Raw genomic sequence first — 22,082 nt, 5'->3', positions numbered from 1 at the left:
GCATTTCCTGAATACGATGACCGAGAGCCTGCTGAACTTGCGCTTACCTTGCCACCAGCTCCCGAACCTGTTGCAGTGCAGCGGGATCGTCCATGGTGGTCAGATCCCCAGGGTCCCGCCCCTCTGCCACCGCCTGCAATGCGCGGCGCAACAGTTTGCCGCTGCGGGTTTTGGGTAGCACGTTCACGAAGTACACGCGCGATGGCCGCGCAACAGCGCCCAGTTGGTGATCGACCTGCTTCATCACCTCGCCTTCCAGCTTGAGTCGTGCGGCATCCGAATCGAGGGCGGAAGCATCCTTGGCGACCGCAAACGCCATGGCCACTTGGCCCTTCAGCGAATCTGCTACGCCCACGACTGCGACTTCGGCAATATTGGGATGGGACGCGATGCTTTCCTCAATCTCACGGGTGCCCAGTCGGTGGCCCGCCACGTTGATCACATCATCGGTACGCCCCAGGATGAAGTGGTAGCCGTCGGCATCGCGGATACCCCAGTCAAACGTGCTGTAGACCAGACGGCCAGGAATACTCTTCCAATAGGTATTCACAAACCGGGCGTCATCGCGCCACACGGTTTGCATGCAGCCGGGTGGCAAGGGCCCTTCAATGGCGACGACTCCCTTCTGGTTGGGCGCAGTGAGTTCTTCGCCTGTGCCTTCGTCGATGATTTTGACGTTGTAGCCATACATGGCTTTGCCTGGACTGCCAAAACGCGTGACCTGTGATTGCACACCATTGGCCAGCGTAAGGATGGGCCAGCCTGTCTCGGTTTGCCAGTAGTTGTCGATGATGGGAACAGCCAAGGCATCGCTGATCCACTGGGCTGTGGGTTCGTCCAGAGGCTCTCCCGCCAGCCACAGGGCTTTGAGACTGGAAACGTCGTATTTCTTGAGCCAGCTCGGGTCTTGTTTCTTGAGTACGCGCACTGCGGTAGGCGCAGAGAACATGTGCGTGACCTTGTATTTTTCGACGATGCTCCACCACACCCCCGCGTCGGGGCGGATGGGCAATCCCTCGTACATGATGGTGGTCATGCCTGCAATGAGAGGGCCGTAGATGATGTAGCTGTGGCCGACCACCCAGCCAATGTCGCTGGTCGCAAAGTAGGTCTGCCCTGCCTGCGCGTCAAAGATATGCTTCATGCTCGCAGCCAGTGCCACGGTATACCCGCCAGTGTCGCGTTGTACGCCTTTGGGTTTGCCGGTGGTGCCGCTGGTGTAAAGCGTGTAGCTGGGGTGGGTGGATTCCACCCATTCGCAGTCCACCCGAGCGTCAAGGTGCTTTTCGCGCAATGCAGACCAGTCGTGGTCCCGTCCGGGTTGCAGGGTCATGGCGGCGAGCCCGCGGTTCACCATCAACACCGCTGAAGGTTTGTGCTTGGACAAGGCAATGGCTTCATCCAGCAAGGGCTTGTAGGGCACTACCTTGCCACCGCGCGAACCACCATCTGCGCTGACCACAGCCACCGGCTCTGCATCTTCTATGCGCGAGGCCAGGGAGCCCGAGGCAAATCCCCCAAACACCACGGAATGCAGTGCCCCAATACGCACGCAGGCCAGCATGGCAAACGCAGCCTCCGCAATCATGGGCATGTAGATCAGAACGCGGTCACCCTTCTTCACCCCCAAACTTTGCAGGGTCGCCGCCATGCGTTGCACTTCCGCATGCAATTCAGCGTAGCTGTAGCTGCGTTCAGTGTCTGTTTCCGTAGAGATTGCGACCAAGGCAGCTTGGTCCGCGCGGGCACTCAAGTGGCGATCCACCGCGTTGTGGCAGAGATTGGTGGTGCCCCCCACAAACCACTTGGCAAAAGGCGGATTGCTGTAATCACATACCTGCCGAGGCGGAGCTTGCCAATCAATCAACGCCGCCTGTTCTGCCCAGAACGCGTCACGCTCCTCCAGGGAGCGGCGGTGGAAGTCGGCATAGCTCGTCATGGTTTGTCTCCTTGCATCTCTCTGTTGGGTGTCTTGCCTGTACCCACTGTGCGGCTGCCAGCGTCTTATTTCGACGGGTTGAACGTCGCACCAGTCTGCCTGAGCACCAGCAAGTTCTGAATTCATAATTATTCATAACGTGCTTTCTGCAAGCTGACTATTCCCAGAGTTGACCCAGCATTTAGGCAGCGGACTTTGTGGCGTAGAAAGCGCAGGCAGTCCAGCCCAGTTCAGCCGTTGTGGCTGCGGACCAAACTCTCAAAATCAGCCACGGGCACCGGCTTGCTGAGCAGATAGCCTTGCCAGCTGTAGCAATGGTTGCGAGCCAGAAAAGCTCGCTGCTCTTCGGTTTCCACGCCTTCCGCAATGACGCCCAAGCCAAGGCTGTTGGCCAGTGCCACAACCGTTCGGGCAATGGCAGCGTCGTTCGGGTCGGTGAGAACGTCACGCACAAAGCTCTGGTCAATCTTGAGCTGGTTCAAAGGCAGGCGCTTGAGATAGGCCAGGGATGAGTAGCCGGTACCAAAGTCATCCAGCGAGAAGCCAACGCCGTAGCTCTTGAGCTTGGCCATCTTGGCAATCGTGTCTTCCACGTCAGCCAGCAACAAGCCCTCGGTCATCTCCAGCTTCAGACGTGTGCCCTCTGCCCCCGAGCGCGCCAACGCCGCAAGAACCTGCGGAACAAAGCCGCCTTGGTGGAACTGGCGTGGACTGACGTTGACCGCCAAAGTCAGCCCAGACAATGCCGGCTGTTGCGCCCATTGCGCCAGGCGCTCACAGGCCTGCTGAAGCACCCATTCACCCAAGGGCAGGATCAGCCCGGATTCCTCGGCCAGGGGAATGAAGTGCGATGGCGATACAAAACCATCGCGGGGATGACGCCAGCGCAGCAGAGCCTCAGCCCCTGTGATACGACCGTGCTCCACCTGTGGCTGGTAATACAGTTCAAACTGCCCTTGAGCCAAGCCCGCTCGCATGTCCGCCTCCAGCACGGCACGGGCAGTCACGGCCGCCTGCATTTGAGGATCGTAGAACCGCAACGTGTCACGGCCAGCAGACTTGGCCTGGTACATCGCCAAATCCGCCCGTTTGAGGAGTTCATCGACCGTTTCTCGCATGCCGCTGAATACGGTAATTCCCATGCTCATGGAGCTGTGATGCGACTCACCTTCCAGGGTGTAGGGCTCACGCAGGGCCTCCAGAATTTTTTGGCCCGCGTCCTCGGCCCTGGCTGCAGCTTCCTCTGGGGTGTCGCCCAGATCTTCCAGCACCACGACGAATTCATCGCCCCCTTGGCGGGCCAAGGTGTCGTCTTCATGCAGGCATGAGCGAAGTCGGTGTGAGACCTGGAGTAGCAAGGTGTCGCCCTTGTCGTGTCCCTGGGTTTCGTTCAAGGTTTTGAAGTTGTCCAAGTCCAGCAAGAGCAGCGCACCGCTACGTCCATGACGCGTGCTGGTGGCCAAAGCTTGCTGGAGGCGATCCATTAACAGACGTCGATTGGGCAATCGGGTCAACGGGTCATAAAAGGCGAGATACCTGATCTCTTCCTCGGCAGCCTTGCGCTGGCTGAGGTCCACCATGGTGATCAGGTAGCCTGCGCCCACCATCACCCCAGCAATCTCTACAGTGCGTTGCTGGCCGTCTCTGCAATGGATGGCGTATTCCCCAGCCTCTATTGCCCCATCCGTTGCTCTGGCGTTATCTAGATTTTTTTGCCACGCAGCTCTGTACTTTGCACGTATTTCTGCATCGGGGTAGACCTGCTCCCACCAGATTTCTGCCGCTGGGATCTCTGCCTCGCTGTATCCGCAGATTTGTACAAACCGCTCATTGCGAAAGCTCATGCGCCCATCGCTTTCAACCAGGCAAACGCCCACAGGCAAGCGCTGGAGAATGCTTCTCAGGCGTTGTTCACTGGTGCGCAGACTCTCTTCCATGCGCTTGCGCGAAGTGATGTCCTGCACCATGGAGATATGGAAATCGGGCTCAGCCCCTACTGCCCACATGGGGGCAACTGTCAGGTCTACCCAGACTTCTTCTCCGTCTTTGCGGAAATAGCGCTTTTCAATACGGAATTCCGGAATTTCACCCTTTTTCAATCGTGCCATGGCGGCAAACACTGCAGGCTGATCTTCCGGATGGCTGATTTCGCGCAAGGTCCGCCCCTGCAGCTCCTCGGGTGTGTACCCAACAATGTCGCAGTAGCGCTGGTTGATGCGCATGACGATGCCCGTCTCAGAATTGACCTGGGCAACGCCTACTGCCGCTTGATTGAAAAGCGCCCTGAACCGCTCCTCACTTTGCCTTCGGGCTTCGTCCGACACCAGCGCGCGTGCCAAAGCATGGGTGCGCTGCCGCACCAGCAACGCGATCAAGGCACCCACCAAGAGTGCGACGAGCGCTCCGCCCCCTCCTACGACCCAGGGCAAACGCTGCTCATAAGGTGAGAGCAAAGACCGTGTGGGCTGAAAACTCAAACGCCACCGGCGGTCATGTACTGCTAGCTCTTTGACAAGAATGGGAGTGCCAGCCAACGGTTGTGCAGTCCGCTCCAGAAGCGGACTGAATGCTTCACCACCCAAAGGTTGGCGCATGGAGCCGGCATCTTCAATAGCAACAGACAAGCCGTTGAGGTAGCCCTGAGATTCAAGCGCACGCACAACGTCGTATACACGGATGGTCGCGGCCACGGCTCCCAAAAAGGGTTTGGATGGGGAGTGCGCTGTGTCCGGCTTTCCAAACACGGGAATGCGTATCACAAACGCATTTCGATGGTCGGCTTCCTGAATCAACTCGAAGGGAGCCGACGCTACCGGCTTGCCACTGTCCCTGCTGAAATGCATGGATGCCAAATTGGCCGGTTGGGCACTGATGTCCAACCCCAGCAACTCCGCATTGCCCTGCATAGGCCAGATGTAATGCACAACAAAGTACTCGCTGCGCTCACCCGCTGGGTAGATTGCGTAATCGGTGCGCCCGCTGGGTAATGTCGACATCTCTGCCCGAATGGATGCCTCGTAGGCGGCACGTTCGTTCCGGTCCACACGTTTGGTGAATGCGAGATTGCGCACTCCCGGATACCGGCGAACCGCATCCAGCTCGCTGACGACCCTTTCAAACTCGGCGCGCCCCAGATTAGGGTTGAGCGAAAAAAGATTGTGCAGGCCGTAAACAATTTCCGTGTTGGCTGCAATCCTCTGCTCCAGGGCATCGGTAAAGGCGCGGGCTTCTTGCGTGAAACGCGTTTGCTCAACCATGCCTACCGAACGCAATTGCTGCTCTACGAGGCCGTAAGTGGCAGCCCATCCCGTCAATGCCACAGCCAGGCCGACAAGCCAGTGGCGGTAACGTCCGTAGGGAATGAGAGACAGCATGGAATGGGGTTGGTCTGATGGCCGTTCACCGTCACTCAAGTCGAGGCATGAAGGACGGCTTTTCACGTCTTGAAGATCGATGAAAAAGCGCATTTTGCGCTACTTTTGGCAACATCCAGTTACCTGGAAGCATTTGAGAGAAAAGTGCTTTTTATGCAACACCAGACAGCGCAAGCAGCTATGAAATGAGGAGCATATGTAACAGCGTTGCAGGGCCACTAAGCAACTGCTTTTCTTACCGGCCCGCTTCTATATCTAGAGCACCCGGTCCGCCTGACGGAGGTGTGATGCGAAACAAAGATGGCAACACCCAAAGGGTCGGGGGATGGTTTTCACCAAGATACATCCCCACGCGAGGTTGCAATCGGTTCAAATAGCATGCATGCAAAGCATCTCTTCCTTGAACGTCGTAGATCTCTTGCTCGACGCGGTCTGCATCGTGGATGTAGACAGCCGGATTGTTTTTGTCAGCCCTGCGTTTGAGCGTATCTTCGGCTACGCACCTGAAGAGGCGGTGGGTTTGCGCATGTTGGATCTGGTGCATCCGGATGATCGGGAAGTCACTTCCGAGCAGGCGCACCGGATCATGCAGGGAACCCTGCAGTTGCAGTTTGAGAACCGGTATATCCGCAAAGACGGATCAGTGGCTCACATCTTGTGGACTGCGCGTTGGCTGCCCGAGCGGCAATTGCGCATCGCTGTTGCGCATGACATCACCGAACGCAAACGGACGGAGTCCATGCACTCGGCAACTTACGCAATCTCCGAGGCAGCCCACAACGCAATCGATCTCCCCAGTCTTCTTGGGCATGTGCACTGTATTCTTGAGCAGTTGATCAGTGTGCGCAGCTTCAGGGTCGCCTTGTATGAGCAGGATGGCCCCTCGGTGCGCTTTGCATATTCGTCTCCCCCGGCGGTTACCAGCTGCCAAAGAGCCAAAGCCGATGAAACCTGGCACGAAAGCCTTTGCCTCCGGGCCATTCAACAGGGAACCGCCCTCTTTGCCTCATCGCAGGACGGCGAGGTCGCAGAGGCCACTGGTGTGCATCAAGGCGGTCTGACTTGGCTGTGCATGCCTCTGCCCTCCTCGGGTGGCCCCAAAGGTGCTCTGCTGCTGGAAAGCGGGAGCAACCAAGTCGCCTACAGTCTGGCGGACAAGGATTTGCTGCAGTTTGTATCCACACAGATTTCCTTGGCCATTGAACGAACGCAAATGCATGAGCGACTGAAGCAAATGGCGCAGTTTGACCAGCTTACCCAGCTTCCCAACCGCGCCCTGTTCAACGACCGGCTCCAAATGGCTCTGTCTCGCGCGCGCCGGGATGGATTGCCGCTCTCCCTTCTGTTCATTGATCTCGACCGCTTCAAGGAAGTGAACGACACCCTGGGTCATGCAGCAGGTGACGTATTGCTGCAAAGCGTAGCCCGCCGATTGGCTGGCTGCGTACGCAGCTCCGACACGGTAGCCAGACTGGGAGGGGATGAGTTTGTTGTATTGCTGGAGGGCGCTCATGCGGGCGAACTTCCCCACCATACAGCTCACAAGATACTGTCTGCGTTCTCCCACCCTTTCTCTGTACACGACAAGTCCCTGTCCATACAGCCGAGCATTGGAGTTGCCGTCTTTCCCGACCATGGCGCAACGGAAAGCACGCTGCTCAGTCATGCCGATGAGGCCATGTACCACGCAAAACGCCAGGGAGGGAATCAGTTCATGTTCCATCCCAAACGCCAGCGACAGGCCTGAGTGATGCCTGCCATGTCGCTCCCATGGGGCAAAATGCCCCAGATGCGGCATCCTTTGGAGAGTGACTACCATGCAATTCGGCTACACCATTCTCTACGTGCCTGACGTGCCTGCGTCCCTGGCATTTTTTGAGAAAGCATTTGGTTTGCAACAACGCTTTCTGCATGAATCCGGCACCTACGGCGAGCTAGAAACAGGCAGCACAACCCTGGCCTTTGCAAGTCATGCCCTAGGAGACGAAAATTTTCCCGGCGGCCATATTCAGGCCCACGCATCTGCTCAACCCTTGGGGGTGGAAATTGCGTTGGTCACGCCGGACGTTCCTTCGGCCCACGCCCATGCTTTGGCCTGCGGAGCCCGTGAACTGGCGAGCCCCGCGCACAGACCTTGGGGTCAAACTGTGTCTTACCTGCGCTGTCCCGATGGCACATTGGTCGAGCTTTGTACGCCCATACTGGCGGGGTGACAGGCTGAGCGAACACTCAACGCTCAACGAACGCGCCGTGCTCCAGGTCTGGCTGTTGTGCAAAAGCGCCGGATGTGGGGCCCATGACCGAACTATGGTGAGCCCTCTGCGCAAACACCTTGTAACGTGGCATGCTTGCCGACATGGGAAAAGCCTTGGAATCCACCCACACCGTGCGCGCGAGTAACCAGTCACAGCCAATACCGCCAAGTCCAGGGCCAGGTCATCAGCCTGCACGGGTAAAGCATGCCAAGGGCCTGCAGGCCACGGTGATTGGATTCATTGTGGTGGCACTGATCATCACCGCTTCTCTGCTTTCTCTTGCTCTGTATACCAAGTGGCAGGATGCACTGGCTGCTCAGGAGACGCAAAGCGCGAACCTTGCCCGCGTACTGGAAGAGCAAACACTGCGCGCATTGGCTCCCATCGATCAAGCCACGATCAGAATGCGGGATGCCGTTGCAAAAGGAAGCTTCCAGCCTGCTGATTTCACCCGGTTGGCTAACGAAACCGGTTTGGTCCCCGACATACTCACCCAGTTGTCTTTGGTGGGGGCGGACGGCCGATTTGTCGCCAGCAATCTGGACCCTGAAGGACAAAAGACCGGTGCCATTGATCTCTCTGAGCGTGAGCATATCCAGGTACACCTGGAGCCGGAGCGCCAACGGGATGCACACCGGCAGTTGACACGCAATGGCCTGTTTGTAGGCAAGCCTGTTCTGGGTAAGGTGTCTGGCAAGTGGACGCTGCAACTGTCCCGCCCCATCGTTTCCCCCAGTGGGTATATGCACGGCGTAGTCGTCGCTTCCGTCAATCCGGATTATTTCGAAACGGTATACAGCGATGTTCAGCTTGGCGAAGGGGGAGCCGTCACGCTGCTCGGTGACGATCAAACCATTCGCGCGCGGGTGGAAGCAGGTAAGCCGGTTGGCATGGGTAAGACCGTCACGCTCCCCTCTGACCATCCCCTGTTAGACCTGACTAAAGCAGAGGGTGCCTACATCAGGGTGAGTGAAGTAGACAAAACGGAACGCATTGCAGCATTCAGGCGCATTCCTGGCTATCCGCTGAATGTCGTGGTTTCCAACACCACTGAAGCCGCTTTGGAAGAGTGGCGTGACATGCGCAATGTCACCGTCGCGGTGGCAATTCTTCTGGGTGCCGCAATCATTGCTAGCGGCGTGGGTTTTTTGCGTGGGGTACGCCGCCTGGAAGAGTCTCATGCCGCGCTTGCGATCAGTGAGGCGCAAGCGCAGTCTGCAAGCCAAGCCAAGAGCGAATTCATGGCCGCTGTGTCACACGAACTGCGCACGCCGCTCACCAGTATTCGCGGCTTTGCGGAATTGATGGAATTGCGTCTTCAGCAACCCTCCTTTAGAGAGGCGGCAACTCTGATCCGGCAAGCTGCCGACCACCTGAACACCCTTTTGACTGAGATCCTCGACTTGGCCAAGGTAGAAGCTGGGGCCATGCCCATAGTGCTGGCTCCCCACCCTGTGCGAGAGCTGTTGCAGAACACGGCTGATTTCTTTGCAATTTCTGCTGCACAAAAAGGGTTGTCGCTCGACATCGCTATTTCAGACGACACACCGGAGATATTGGTGTGCGACGGACTGCGGCTCAAACAGATATTGAACAACCTGCTGTCGAATGCTCTCAAGTTCACCGCTACGGGCGGTGTGAGGCTAGAGGTGCAAGCTGACGGGGACCGGTTGCTTTTTCATGTAGTGGACTCGGGTCCGGGCATCCCGGAGCATTTGCATGAAATCATTTTTGAGAAGTTCAGACAAGGGAGTGCCCAGGTGAGTAGTCAGCACGGAGGCACCGGCTTGGGCCTTGCGCTGTCGCGTGCGCTGGCAGAACTGATGCACGGGCAGCTCACCGTGATCTCATCACCCGGCCAAGGCTCGCGCTTCACGCTGTCTTTGCCGCGTGAAGTGGGCTCTGTCGCGTAAGTCATTGCACTGGACTGCGTTGAAGCGCAGGGGGTTGAAGGCGATGGCCGTGTGGTTTACCCACTCTCGTGTAATTGCCATCTTGCTTCTGACTGAGTGATATCCAGAAACAAAAAAAAGCCAGTGCAGTTGCACTGGCTTTCCCCACCGGAGAGTTCGCGCAGCTGAGGCTGCGCGGGGCACATCAGAAGCGCCAGCCCAGACCCACGCCCACCAGAACGGGGTCCACCTTGAAGGTTCCAACCTGAGCGCCACCGACGCTCACATCGGTTTTGATGAAAACCTTCTTCACGTCGAAGTTCAGGTACAGGTTCTTTTGCAGAGGAATGTCCACGCCAACTTGCAGAGCCGCACCGAAGCTGTTGCGGTCAATGTCTACGCCTGCCGGCAGCTTCACGCTGGAGAAGCGGGTGTAGTTCAGGCCAGCGCCCACGTATGGCTTGAAGCCGTTGGCGTTGAAGTGGTATTGAACCAGCAGCGAAGGAGGCAGGTGCTTGAGCGTACCAATCTTCCCGCCTAGCTTTGTAGAGCTCAGATCGTGCTTTTGTGGAACGGTCAGCACCAGTTCGGCAGCGATGTTGGGTGTGAAGAAGTACGACACGTCGACTTCAGGAATGACCTTGTCGTTGACCGACAGGCCCAGGCCCGTGCTGTCCTTGTTGGCGCTGTCCAGGTTGACGGCGCGTGCGCGCACCAGCCAGGGGCCTTCGGCTTGCTGCGCAAACGCAGCACCAGAAGTCAGGGCGCAAAGAAGGGCCACGGTCAGCAGATTTTTCTTCATACAGAACTCAGTGCAGTTGAACGGGGACGGCCCCCGTGAACGTATTGGGCCTCCAAGCGGTAGGGGCAACCTTGCCGCAGGTCAAACAACTCGGTGTTTACCCCTGCGGGTTGGGTTACGTCTCGCGCTGAATTTGCTTTTTTGCAACAAGGCTATTTTTTTACTCAAAGCTAGGCGGTTTTCTGGCTTGTGTGTGAAGCGTTTTCAGTCAATCGTCCCTGCTTCTGGGCCTCCATGCGGCAATGGCTCGCCGCAGTTGATCGGCTTCCTCATGAGAAAAATCTGCTGCAACCATGGCAATCTGCATCACCTGTTCCTGAAAAATCGGCACGCCCAGCGTACGCTCAAGCGCATCGGCCAACTCGGGCTTTTCCAACACCAGAGGTTGGTCCCGTCTGCGCCTCTCACGCGCCTGCAAATACGGATGCACCATGCCGCCCTGAATGGGGCCGGGCCGCACGATGGCGACTTCGACCACCAGGTCGTAAAACTCGCGCGGTTGAAGTCGGGGGAGCATGCTCATCTGGGCGCGGCTTTCAATCTGGAAGACGCCTACGGTGTCGGCCGCGCAGATCATGTCGTAGGTGTCGGGGTCTTCCGCAGGGATGTCTGTCAAGTCCCAGCGCTCGCCGCGCAGGACTGCGCGCAAGTCCATGCAGCGGCGCAGTGCGCTGAGCATGCCCAGCGCCAGTACATCCACCTTCATCAGCCCCATCTCGTCCAGGTCGTCTTTGTCCCACTGGATGATGGAGCGGTCTGCCATGGCTGCGTTTTCGATGGGCACCAGCCGTGTGAGAGGCCCTTGGGTGAGCACAAAGCCGCCCACATGCTGGCTCAGGTGCCGTGGAAAACCGTGCAGCTCGTCTGCAATCTCCAGCCACAGCGCAGCAGTATGCGCAGCCAAGGGCTGGCCCAGCGATGCGGCCAAGGCCTGGAGTTTGTGGCTGGCCAGTTCTTCATCAAACCAGTGGTGCTCCTTGGCAAAGGCATCGACCACCGCCGGGTGTACACCCAGTGCCTTGCCCACGTCGCGCAGCACGCTGCGGGTGCGATAGGTGGTGACTACGGCAGCAATGGCGGCGCGATCACGGCCATATTTGCTGTAGATGTACTGGATGACTTCCTCGCGCCGGTCGTGCTCAAAGTCCACATCAATGTCGGGCGGCTCCTTGCGTGCCCGGCTGATAAAGCGCTCAAACAGCAAGGTGGAACGGGTCGGGTCTACCGCCGTGATGCCCAGGCAAAAGCACACCGCCGAATTGGCAGCCGAGCCACGCCCCTGGCACAGGATGCCCACGCTGCGCGCATACCGCACGATGTCATGCACGGTCAGGAAATACATCTCGTACTTGCAGTCGGCAATCAGCGCTAGCTCGCGCTGCAGCTGGGTATGCACCGCAGGTGGCACGCCCTCCGGGTAACGGCTTGCAGCGCCTTCGTAGGTGAGCCATGCCAGCCCCTGGGTGGGAGTCATGCCTGCAGGCACTGTCTCTTGCGGATATTGGTATTTGATTTCGTCCAGGCTGAAGGTGCAGCGCTGGGCAATCTGCACCGTGGCGGCCAGCAGCTCGGGCGGGTAGATGCCCGCCAGCCGCACGCGCTGGCGCAGGTGGCGCTCGGCGTGGGGTTGCAAGGCAAAGCCGCATTGCGCCACGGGCAGCCCCAGGCGCACGGCGGTGATCACGTCCTGCAGCGGCTTGCGTGAGCGCACATGCATGTGCACATCGCCTGCGGCCACCAGGGGCACACCTGCGGCAGCGCCAGCCTGTTGCAGCGTGGCCAGCCACAGGTCGTCGTCGGGCTCCAACAGCAGTTCTGCCACCAGCCAGAAGTTTTGAAGAAATTGGGCTCTAGCGCCCATCAATAAAGCGGCAATAGCTGCAAAATCAGTAGCGTTTTGTAGCGTGCGCTCAGGCACCAGCAGCAACTCGCAGTCTTGCAGCTGCTGCGCATCGGACAGCGGCCCCATCTGATAGCTGCCTTTGACTGCATTGCGCCTTGCCGCTGTGATGAACTGGCACAGGTTGCCCCACCCCTGTGCGTTGCGCGCCAGAGCCACCAGCCGGAAGCCGGGGTAGGCAAACTCGCTGCCCAGAATCAGGTGCAGCCCCAGCGCCTTGGCCCGCCGGTGAGCCCGCACCACACCGGCGACCGAGCATTCGTCCGTCAGCGCCAGTGCGCGGTAGCCCAGTGCTGCGGCGCGCTCCACCAGCTCATGCGGGTGCGATGCGCCCCGCTGGAAGCTGAAGTTGGAGACGCAGTGCAGCTCGGCATAGTCCGGCAGCACCAGAGCTGGTGGGCGATGCGGGTGCATGGTTCAGCCGTAGATGCCGTGCAGAAACCAGCGGTCTTGCCGGGCTGCCGTTGTGGCAGATCTCCCCCATGTGCCCCGCCCTGCCTCACCATGGCTTGCTGCTGATGTGCCTGATGGGACTGAGTTTGATGGGGCTGAAAGAGCTGAGCGTGGCAAACGCTCGCGAAACACCCACACATGCCCGACCCGGTCGTTATGGGCCACAAAGTAGTCGCGCACCACAAGGCCAGAGGTCACGCCCCCGCTCTCGTCCTGCAGCGGCTGTGCATCAGCCGATGGCTCAGGGGCGGCCTCCCACCAGGCAGCCTCCAGCCGATGAGGGCCTGCCACCAGTCGCAAAGGCCCCAGATAGCACGGGCGGCTGCCCTGCACGGCAAGCCGTTGGGGTGGACGCAGCAGCCAGGTGGGCCACAGGCTGGCGTCAGGCAACGCGGTGCGCGACGTGGTTTGCCCAGCCGTGGGCGCAATCGCCCCACCCTGAAGCGCCTGTGTGGCAGGTTGCCAGTGCTGCATGCGTTCGGGGCGGTGATCAGCCGCCAAGGCCACGCCTTGCACCTGGTCTGCTCCCAGCCGGGCAGACAGGCGCTCGACCAGTTGATGCCAGCTTTCACTGTTGGCTTCACTTTCTGCACTGCGGCCCATACCGCCTGCAGCTCCCGCAGGCGGTAGCAGGCTGGCACTGGCTTGAGGCATGGGTACCGTTTCCAGGGCGCGCAGCGCAATCTGGTTGGCCGGTGCGGCCAGGGGCGTGCGGGCCAGGTTTTCTGCCAGCAGGAGGCGCAGATGCCCCAGCGCCTGGGTAGGCTGCGCCGTGCGCACTGGCAAGGCCTGCCAGGGGGGCACCGGCATGCCATCGACCTTGCGCAGGTCGTGGTGCCAGGCCAGCTCCAGCGCCAGCACGCCCTGCTGGCGGGCCTGCAGCCATGCCTGCAGCGCTTGCAGCAAGCCGTGGGCGGACCACAGCAAGGTGTCGGCAGATGTTGCCAGCATGGGCAGCTCTGCCGACAGCGCAAACACCTCTGGCAGTTCCAGCCAGGTGTGGGTGTGGGGCGCATCGCCAAAAGCGCAGTCCAGTGCCCGCAAGGCAGGCGCGCCCAGCCGCCGTGCCACCCCATCACGCGGCAAGGCACGCAGCTGGCCCCAGGTGTTGCACCCCATGCGCGCCAGGCTGGCTACATGGGGGCGCAGTGCTGTCAGGGTGTGTAGGGGTAAGTCATGTGGCACCCGCCTGGGCATGGGTTGCCCGGCCAGTTGCAGCCGCAGCAGAGCCAGTGCCTGGAATGAGGTGGGGCCTTGCCCCAGCAGCGGTGAGATCGAAATTTTTGTGCTTTTTGTACTGGCTGGGGCACTGGCCAGCAATTGATCCAGCAGCGCAGCGCGGCCACCCCACAGCCGCTCGGTGGTCGATACCTCCAGCAGCAAGGCCTCGTCCACCCGGGCTACGCGGGGGGTAAAACGCAAGGCCCACCAGGCATCGGCATCTGGTAGCGTGACGTTTGCGATGAGCGACGCACCCTCTGTACGCTTGCCCGCAGCATCGTTTGTATGGGCCGAGCACCCAGACGCTGAGACTGCAGAAGCCGACGATGGCTCACAAGGCGGCAGGCTCGGCCAGGCGATCCAGTGCATGTGTCATCCCTTTCTGCCCTGCCCTGACGATGGCTCCCGCTACCGCATTGGCCACCGTATCAGTCACCGCACCTGCGGCTGGCAAAGGCACCCCAGTGCTGATGCTGCGCCGTTGCTGCGCTCGTACAGCCGCCGCAGCCAGCACCTGCGCCAGCCGATCTGAGCACCCGGGCAGCACCACAGCTTGTGCCAATGGGGGGCCACGCCGCTTGATGACCTGCACCTGCATGGCCTGGGGCGTGACCGCATCTGGCCGCACCGCCAGGCGCAGCGGTGCGGGTGAGGCCTGTTGGCGTGTGCTGGCCGGGCGCAGCACCCACAACAGTTGCCCCATCTGCGCAGCTGCCAGGTGCAGTCGCCGCAGCTGCTCTGGCAAGGCCTGCGGCAACCACGCCACGACGGCCAGCACATCGCGGCAGCGCAGGGCTTGCTCGGCCGCCCACAGGGCAGCGGTAGCCGCAGCTTTGCCGCCAGCTGCGCCCAGCAGCGCGTTGCCAGCGTGCACCCGGAACAAGCGCTCAGGCGGAAGGCCTGCAGCCCGCAACGCTGGGGCAAAGGGTTCGCAAGGTGGGGCTACCAGCACCACGGTACCGGGCCGGGCAGCAGTGGCCTGTGCCAATGCGGGCAGCAACAGTTGCCAGGTGTGGCGTGCGGGGTCTGCATGCAGCAACTCAGTCAACGCGCCCACAGGCCAGCCGCCGCCGGGCAGTTCAGCATCCAGCGCGGCATAGCCCGTGGGCTGGGTGACGGTGGATACATGCGCATCACACAGCTGGTGCCCAAGCCACACGCCTGGCACATGCACAGACTGCGCCGCAGAGGATGCGCGGCGCTGAGAGCTGGACGACATTGCTGCAGACATGGTGAACAAGGGGCGGTAAGCCGGTTGAAGCGATAGTGCTCAATAACTGTATATTTATACAGTATATGAGGATTTCAGGCCATGCCAGCCCTTCACGGTACTGAGTTTTGTGGGGCACTCTCAATCCGCAGCCATGGCAGCGACCTTTTGGTTACCATGCCTGCGCAAGCGCGTTTTATGGCCTTTTCCCATTCAAGGAGCACTTCATGAATCTTCGTTTTTTTCTGGCATCAGCGGCTGTTGCTGCTGTGGCTGGCTGCGCCTCTTACAGCACAGGCCCCAGTGCCACAGCGCAACTGCAAGCCACCAAGGGCAACACCACCACAGGCACCGTGCAGTTTGTGCAGATGGGTGATGTGGTGAAGGTGTCGGGAACGATTACCGGCCTCAAGCCCGGTGCCGAGCACGGCTTTCACATCCATGAAAAAGGCGACTGCAGCAGCGGCGACGGCATGAGCGCTGGCGGCCATTTCAACCCCGGCGGCAAGCCCCACGGCCACCATGGCATGGGCGACCACCACACCGGCGACCTTCCCAGCCTGAAGGCCGATGCCAATGGTGTCGCTACCTTCAATTTTGAATCGCGCATCATCCGCGTGGGCAGCACGGATAACAACATCATTGGCCGCGGCCTCATCGTGCACCGCGACCCCGATGACTACACCACCCAGCCCACCGGTAACGCCGGGCCTCGTCTGGCCTGTGCTGTGATTGCCGCCAAGTAACACTCTCTGTCCCCTCAGAGCGGCTAACAAAACTCAGCGCAGCGGTTCTGGCCAGGCGCTGCGTCGCAGGCAGTACGCGTAGTACGACAAGACGCGGCAACGACGCCAAAAGAGTTTTGTTAGCCGCTCTAAGCCATCGCAGATGGCTGGGGGATAGCAACAAATCCTCTGGTGACCCGATCCGATTGGTGATTCAGCAGGCCGCATTTTTCAGGATAGGCAGGACCCATACTTGAGCCTTCATTTCCACTTTCCTGACGCAGGCGGACGGCTGGCCCCCTGGCTGCCGCAACTGCGCAGGCTGCTGGTCACCGCCGCCGACCGTGTAGCCACCCTGCTCCCAATCACCCCACTGGATGTAGTGACCTACGCGACCGAAGCCGTAATTCCTGAGCTGGGTGTCAATGGTTTTGCCGAGGGGCAGCATTTGCTACATATGAAGGTAGACCCCGGCAATCCTTATCTTGCACAACACATCCAGACCGCCGTCCCCGCCCTATTTGCCCATGAAGTGCACCACTGCATGCGAGAGCGTTCAGTAGGTTACGGACGCACGCTGCGCACAGCCCTGGTCTCAGAAGGGCTGGCCTGCCACTTTGAAGTGGAGGCCATGGGGCATACACCCTTCTACGCCCAAGCACTCTCCACCGAGCAGATCAGCTCCATGACGCAGCGGATGCAGCCTGAGCTGGATGCGCCTTGGTACAACCACCCCGCATGGTTCTTTGGTAGCCCTGCAGAGTCGATTCCTCGGCACTGCGGATATTCAGTGGGGTTTGCACTGGTGGGGCAATACCTTGCACGCCATCAGCTCAGCGCCAGCGCAGCAGTCAACGTACCTGCCGAGGCTTTCTTCGGCTGAGACACGTTCAAGACCCAGCGTCACTCTGTAACCACTGCCGCATTTACGGCCCCACGCCTTTGTCGATGTAACAGTTTGAGGACAATTTGCATATGCGGTCAGCGCACACATGAGCTCAAACGTTGCACTCTGTACAGGAGGAGCCATGAGAAAAAGCCAACTGATTGCAATCGTTATCGGCACTGTCGTGACCGCAACGGCACAAGCCCAAGTACATCGCTGCACCAACGCAGCAGGTCAGAGCGTCTACACCGATGCGCCTTGCCCCGAAGGGCAAACTAGCAAGCTGATCGAGCGCCAAAAAAGTGCGGCAGAAATTGCCCAGGAGCGTGCCAACGCAGAGGCAGCCACTGAAAGGAAATACCGCGCCCAATCGGCCGAACGTGCGCAGCATGACGCCTCAACTTCATCCCCAAGCCCAGCGCCAACCTCTACAAACACCCCTACCTCCCTGGTCAATTCACCAGCCTGCAAAAACGCGCAGAAAGAGATGGAGTTTGTCTCCAGCATTCGCACGCTGTCGCCGGATGAAAAGCGCATGCGCACCAATGCCGCCATCACCAATGTGAACGCTGCCTGCGGCACCAACACACCGCTCATGCAAGAGCCACCCAAGGTGATCGTGAGAAACCCGGTCATTACCCATTGCGACAGCGGCTTTTGTTACGACGATGCCAGAGGCGTCTATAAAAAGAACAACGCCGACTCCATCACCGCAGCCGATGGCCGCATTTGCACCAAGTCTGCTGGTAAGTCCACGGCAGACTGGCGCTGCTCCTGAGCCTGTTGTGCGGTTTGTGGAGGCTGCCTCATTGCCCTTTAAGGGGACTAAAGAACGCGCATCAAGCTAGGGCCACGTTGGTTGGCCTCCGTATTACCCCTGCCCCAGATCAGCGCCCGCCACTATCTCCTTGCAGCGTTTGGTTCTTCCGCCAGCAAAGCTTCGGCTCGCGCCAGCGCCTGCACGGTGTCAATGTCTGTCACCACGCCCTCATCCACCACCGGCACGGCCAGCCCGTGCCCCTGATCTGCCCATTTACGCACCACGGGCGCAGCGCCCTTTTCGCCCTGCAGGGCCAGCAAGTCGAGCAAACAGTCGCGCCCAAATGCCACCGGGTGCCCGCGCTCGCCCGCAAACTCCGGCCATGCCACCACGGCCCGTTTCTCCTGCAGCACCTTCGCCATGGCCTGCAGCGTGGCGGGCTGCACCAGAGGCAAATCGCCCGGCAGCACCAGCCAGCCTGCAGCGCTCACTGTTTGCCGCACAGCGGCTGCAATCGAATCACCCATGCCTGGGTGCCCGGCATCCTCCACATGCCATGGCAAGCCACTGGCGCGCACTGCGTCCAGCGTGTGCTGCAGCACCGGCTTGCCCGCTAGCAGGGCCTGCAATTTGTGCACTGTGCCGCCGGATGCCTTGAAGCGTTCGCCACGGCCTGAGGCGAGGATGAGGACGGTAGGTAGGTTGAGGGGCATGGAAGTGGATGAGGAAAAGCTTGGTTGGGGCAAGTCAGATCATGGCATCGCTGCGCGGCAGCGGCTGGGCCATGACCGGCAAACTGCGCTGCGACCAGCCGGACATCTTTGCGCCTGAGGCGGCTGACGATAGGGAGCAAAGTGCAATCAGCGCAGTGTGAAATGACGTGATTGCGGCGGATATACCCCGTTAGAGCACTTCAAAATTGATAGCTGCTTGCGCTTATCCAGAAAGCGCTAGACGCCATTTTTATGCAACAGGATGATTTGCAGAACAAGGGGAGCCTCAGGTTGATTTCAGACTTGTGCTCGGCCGCCATAGATAGACAGTTTCGGTCCGCAGCGATTTTGTTGCCGCGCCACAGGGATCGGTCACTGTCGGCCCTTCAGTTACAGTCCTCGCCCTTCGGGTGGTACATCGGCTGCTGTGGCCGTGCAAACTGCAACTCGCGGAGATGAAAAAAATATGCTGCTAACCGATATAGCCGTCGAGCACACTTTGGTGTCCAAAAAGGATGGCGTTCGCCAGACCTTCCTGCTGCATCCTTTTACCGATACCCAGCGCGATTCGCTGGGCAAATTCGAACTCGTTCGCGGCGTCAGCCAGCCTGGACTCAAAGACGTGAAAAAGTCCACCTTCGTATCGTTTCACCAATTGGCGGAGTTGTATGCGAAAGGCCTGCTCGACGAATTCGGGTTTTCCGTTCGCATGTGTCCGGGCAAAGGCACCTACCCTGCCAAGCTGCCCGCCAAAAAGATACTGCCCACCAGCATCAAGCCCGGCTCTTCGTTCGACCTGGCGGTGCAAAAGGTGGACATTGCCAAACCGGCGACTCGCGAATTGAGAACAGCCTTGCTCCGCGCCAACGTCAAAATTGAAGCGTGACGGCGCTGATGGATAAAGGAGCCACTGTGAACCCACACATTGCGCATGCTGAACTGATTGCTACATTCAAGCGGGCCGAGGCAGATGCCGCTCACAAGTTTGGGCTGATCAAAGCGGCTGCGAATAAAGGGCCCAAGGCCATCCAAGCCGCTACCGAAACAGCGGCAAAGGCCGCCAAGCGCAGGGACTCGTTTGCGAAAAAACTGGAAATTCTGGGGGTGATCCTCAAGGATTGAGGGCCGCCAAACCTACGGCGCATCTCCACTGCTTTGTGCACAAACCCAATACCCCCCAACCCCAACCCCAGACGCAGACGCAGACGCAGACGCAGACGCAGACGCAGACGCAGACGCAGACGCAGACGCAGACGCAGACGCAGCTATGCCACGGTCGCCACAGGCACCGTTGTCGGGCACCCAAGTTGCGTGAAGCGGTTGAGCAATGCCACCCGCACATGCAACTCTGTGACCTGGCGCTCAAACGTGCGCGCCCTCACCCGCCCCAGCCTTTGGCAGGCTCGCAGCGCTGCATTGCGCACTGCTGCTCCATCCCCGGTTTCCTTCCACGGCTTGCCGTTCTTGCGCGGGGGGGATTACCGCCTGCACGTCTCTTTGGGCTATCGCCGCATGGCAGCCTTTGGTGTCATAGGCACCGTCGGTGCTCACACTGGCTATCGGCTCATCCGGGAGTATCTGCGCTAGAAGTCCGGGCAGCATGGGCGAGTCGCCCACGCTGTTGTCTGTGACTTCAATGGCCTGTCGCTCCAGCGTGCTGGCATCCATGCCCAAATGCACCTTGCGCCATTGTTGCCGGTATTCAGCCCCATGCTTCGTTCGCTTCCACTCCCCTTCGCCCAAGAACCTGATGCCTGTGCTGTCCACTAGCAACACCAGCGCTGTGCTGCTGCGCTGGTAGGGCAGTTGTACTTGCAGAGTTTTTTGGCGGCGACTCACGGTGCTGAAGTCGGGAACCCGCCAGATGCAGCCGGCTTTGAATCAGCCCCAGGCTTTGGCGCAAGGCCAACCCAAACAGGCTCTTGATACTCAGGCAAAACTGGATGGCGGCATCTGTGAACGTGCGATGGCGACCCCGCTTGCCACTGGCAGGTGCGTACCACTGTATGTCTTTGTCCAGCCAGATTGTGAGCGACCCTCGGGCTTTGAGTACTGCGTTGTACTCCGTCCAGTTGGTGGTTTTGTAGCGGGTCTTTGGCTACCGGGGTTCACTCATGCACTGAGACTACCAGTGCAATGGGACCGATTTGTGCAACAAAGCCTATCAGTACCCCAAAGCTGCCGCTGATTCAAAACAGATGGATCAGCACATATGCATAACGCAAAGGCTTGCAGCAAGAATATAAAAAAATCAACAAAAAAATGCGCAGAAAATTTAATAAAAAATTCCCAAAAAAAACTTGCACACGAAAAAAAATTGTTAAAAAATTGTCTTGCAATCTAGAAATGGGTTGTGATTCTTCAGCCCTAAGTAGGGTGATTTTTATTTATTGGGAGTTTTGGAAATGCAAGCTACATCATTGACAACCATAACGCCAGATGAAGTTGTTGATTTGATTGATAAATCGATTGACGCCGCAGACAAGGCACTTGATTTGTTTAACAAAGCTGTCGATCAAATTATTCCATGGGGAACATTTGAAGAAACTTTGGCAGAACTCGATAAATACAGAGCCGACTACTCCAAGGAAGCCGCCGAGTTAGTTGGCGAAGTACAAACTCAGCTTCTGGATGCCCAGGATCATTACAAAAAAGCAGTCACCTCCGTATATGGCTGGTGCAGCATTGCGATAGATCTCATCGCCATTTATGAAGACTCGCTTTACAATCCAAAAACAGTCGATCTGCAGAAACATATTTTGCTGGCGATCTTAGAAAAGGGTGAATTGCTAATAGGAGAAGGCCTAGACAGTCTGAACAAGTGCTCTATGTCGTTTAATAGCGCCTGTGGCAAACTCACTGAACTTGACACAAGACTGGTTTTTGATTTCGATGAAAAAAGTGAATATTTTCAATTTCAAGTCTCAAAGATTCGCAAAGAAGCATATGCTGGCGCCGCTGCAGGAGCAGTAGCTGGGCCGTTCGGACTCATCATTGCCTACGCGGTGGCTGCTGGCGTTGTGGAGGGAAAACTCATCCCCGAATTGACGAAAAAGTTTTTATCTATCAAACAGTTCTTTATTACTATGAAGGGCCTGATAGTAGGCACTCAAGACAACATTGCAAGGACTAAGAATCAGCTTGAAGAAGAAATGTTTGTGCTGACTGGTCTTCGCGCTGAGGTTGCAAAAACAAAGATCATTCTTGAGATTGATCAGAACAATATGCTCAAGGATCAAATTCTTATCAGAACGCAGGCCTTGAGCGAAAAGTGCATGAATTATATTGAGCGGCACACCAAGAAACCGATAGCACCTTCCTCAATCAAGTGGGTGAATGCGCATGACTATCTCGCCGAACTTTCAAAACGCTCTTTGACTTTGATAGATTGACTGCGGCAAAAATTGATCTATAAGATAGAGAGGTGTGCAATGATTTTATTACACGACCTCTCTATATTTGAAATTTTCCTAAAATTATCAAATCAAAGAGCATCAAAATGAATAATTTTGCCAAATTCGCTATTGGTATTTTATTTGCAGCAGTGCTTTCAATTCAGGCAAATGCGGCATGCACGTGCATTCAGGGCATTTCCAAAGACGCTTGCGAAAAAATAAACGACCCCTGGATAAAACAAACAGAAAGTTCATCTCTGAAAAATCAGTATGATTTAGGGACCTGTTTGGTGAAAAAGGGCTTTCATCGAGGAGGACTCCCCCCCGCAAATTGTGTAATCAAAAGCGCCAAACACGCAACCGTTGAAAGTTATATAAACGGGGAGAAGCAAGGCACATTCCATGTATTTAATACAACTTATGAAGTTAATGGAATCAAGAAAACCTGCACCTCCTTTGAACCTCTAAAAAACGATTAATGCAATTTATACCTAAATTAATAATCATTGCATTCTGATAGGGAAGGTCAACCCTGCCTGAGGATCGAAATGGGCCGA

General features: G+C 58.1%; 16 protein-coding genes and 2 pseudogenes. 10 read left to right on the top strand and 8 right to left on the bottom strand.

Annotated features, from left to right (window positions below; translation table 11 throughout):
• Window positions 1-43: 43 nt before the first annotated feature.
• Complete coding sequence (locus AACH87_RS11860) at window positions 44-2,065, bottom strand: propionate--CoA ligase (protein WP_338794648.1); 2,022 nt, start codon at window positions 2,063-2,065, stop codon at window positions 44-46.
• Window positions 2,066-2,169: 104 nt separating this feature from the next.
• Complete coding sequence (locus AACH87_RS11855) at window positions 2,170-5,313, bottom strand: EAL domain-containing protein (RefSeq protein ID WP_338794647.1); 3,144 nt, start codon at window positions 5,311-5,313, stop codon at window positions 2,170-2,172.
• 400 nt (window positions 5,314-5,713) lie between these two features.
• Between AACH87_RS11855 and AACH87_RS11850 the strand changes: the two genes are divergently transcribed.
• From AACH87_RS11850 to AACH87_RS11840, 3 genes are all read left to right on the top strand, one after another.
• Window positions 5,714-7,060, top strand: a complete 1,347-nt coding sequence (locus AACH87_RS11850) for a diguanylate cyclase (protein ID WP_338794646.1) — start codon at window positions 5,714-5,716, stop codon at window positions 7,058-7,060.
• 70 nt (window positions 7,061-7,130) lie between these two features.
• Window positions 7,131-7,526: a VOC family protein gene (locus tag AACH87_RS11845; RefSeq protein ID WP_338794644.1), complete on the top strand. Its 396-nt coding sequence runs from the start codon at window positions 7,131-7,133 to the stop codon at window positions 7,524-7,526.
• A gap of 131 nt (window positions 7,527-7,657) precedes the next feature.
• A complete protein-coding gene (locus AACH87_RS11840) occupies window positions 7,658-9,481 on the top strand; it encodes an ATP-binding protein (RefSeq protein ID WP_338794643.1) in 1,824 nt (607 codons plus the stop codon).
• 184 nt (window positions 9,482-9,665) lie between these two features.
• Here the strand turns inward: AACH87_RS11840 and AACH87_RS11835 are convergent, their stop codons facing one another.
• The 4 genes and pseudogenes from AACH87_RS11835 to imuA all read right to left on the bottom strand — a co-directional run bounded on the left by AACH87_RS11835 (window position 9,666) and on the right by imuA (window position 15,067).
• The gene (locus tag AACH87_RS11835) at window positions 9,666-10,262 is read right to left on the bottom strand and encodes an OmpW family outer membrane protein (protein ID WP_338794642.1); all 597 of its coding nucleotides are present in this window, start codon (window positions 10,260-10,262) and stop codon (window positions 9,666-9,668) included.
• Between the two features lie 223 nt (window positions 10,263-10,485).
• A pseudogene (locus tag AACH87_RS11830) lies at window positions 10,486-12,576 on the bottom strand (error-prone DNA polymerase); the annotation flags it as partial.
• Between the two features lie 3 nt (window positions 12,577-12,579).
• Window positions 12,580-14,037, bottom strand: a complete 1,458-nt coding sequence (locus tag AACH87_RS11825) for a DNA polymerase Y family protein (protein WP_338794641.1) — start codon at window positions 14,035-14,037, stop codon at window positions 12,580-12,582.
• A 130-nt stretch (window positions 14,038-14,167) separates the two neighbouring features.
• A complete protein-coding gene (gene imuA / locus AACH87_RS11820; protein WP_338794640.1) occupies window positions 14,168-15,067 on the bottom strand; it encodes a translesion DNA synthesis-associated protein ImuA in 900 nt (299 codons plus the stop codon).
• Window positions 15,068-15,273: 206 nt separating this feature from the next.
• Here imuA and AACH87_RS11815 point away from each other — a divergent pair, with 206 nt between their 5' ends.
• The 3 genes from AACH87_RS11815 (at window position 15,274) to AACH87_RS11805 (ending at window position 17,435) form a co-directional block, all read left to right on the top strand.
• A complete protein-coding gene (locus AACH87_RS11815) occupies window positions 15,274-15,792 on the top strand; it encodes a superoxide dismutase family protein (protein ID WP_338794639.1) in 519 nt (172 codons plus the stop codon).
• 232 nt (window positions 15,793-16,024) lie between these two features.
• Window positions 16,025-16,654, top strand: a complete 630-nt coding sequence (locus AACH87_RS11810) for a DUF2268 domain-containing putative Zn-dependent protease (RefSeq protein WP_338794637.1) — start codon at window positions 16,025-16,027, stop codon at window positions 16,652-16,654.
• 145 nt (window positions 16,655-16,799) lie between these two features.
• Window positions 16,800-17,435, top strand: coding sequence for a DUF4124 domain-containing protein (locus tag AACH87_RS11805; RefSeq protein ID WP_338794636.1), 636 nt, complete (start codon window positions 16,800-16,802; stop codon window positions 17,433-17,435).
• 122 nt (window positions 17,436-17,557) lie between these two features.
• On the opposite strand, the gene AACH87_RS11800 is transcribed toward AACH87_RS11805, so the two are convergent.
• Window positions 17,558-18,130, bottom strand: a complete 573-nt coding sequence (locus AACH87_RS11800) for a nucleotidyltransferase family protein (protein WP_338794634.1) — start codon at window positions 18,128-18,130, stop codon at window positions 17,558-17,560.
• 466 nt (window positions 18,131-18,596) lie between these two features.
• Between AACH87_RS11800 and AACH87_RS11795 the strand changes: the two genes are divergently transcribed.
• Together AACH87_RS11795 and AACH87_RS11790 are read left to right on the top strand one after the other, a co-directional pair.
• Window positions 18,597-19,016 carry a hypothetical protein gene (locus AACH87_RS11795; RefSeq protein ID WP_338794633.1) on the top strand — a complete coding sequence of 140 codons (420 nt, stop codon included), beginning with the start codon at window positions 18,597-18,599 and terminating at the stop codon, window positions 19,014-19,016.
• On the top strand, window positions 19,013-19,252 hold the full coding sequence (locus AACH87_RS11790; protein ID WP_338794632.1) for a hypothetical protein: 240 nt from the start codon (window positions 19,013-19,015) through the stop codon (window positions 19,250-19,252). The genes AACH87_RS11795 and AACH87_RS11790 overlap by 4 nt, the downstream gene beginning before the upstream one ends.
• A 143-nt stretch (window positions 19,253-19,395) precedes the next feature.
• Here AACH87_RS11790 and AACH87_RS11785 read toward each other — a convergent pair.
• Window positions 19,396-20,246 (bottom strand): annotated as a pseudogene (locus AACH87_RS11785) (IS5 family transposase).
• A gap of 289 nt (window positions 20,247-20,535) precedes the next feature.
• On the opposite strand from AACH87_RS11785, the gene AACH87_RS11780 reads away from it, so the two are divergent.
• The gene (locus tag AACH87_RS11780; protein WP_338794631.1) at window positions 20,536-21,522 is read left to right on the top strand and encodes a hemolysin E; all 987 of its coding nucleotides are present in this window, start codon (window positions 20,536-20,538) and stop codon (window positions 21,520-21,522) included.
• A gap of 107 nt (window positions 21,523-21,629) precedes the next feature.
• Entirely contained in the window at window positions 21,630-22,004 is a 375-nt protein-coding gene (locus tag AACH87_RS11775; protein WP_338794630.1) for a hypothetical protein, read from the top strand.
• Window positions 22,005-22,082 lie beyond the last annotated feature (78 nt).

This window comes from Acidovorax sp. DW039 (assembly GCF_037101375.1).
GTDB lineage: Bacteria > Pseudomonadota > Gammaproteobacteria > Burkholderiales > Burkholderiaceae_C > Acidovorax.
This window is presented reverse-complemented; position numbering and strand designations above follow the sequence as displayed.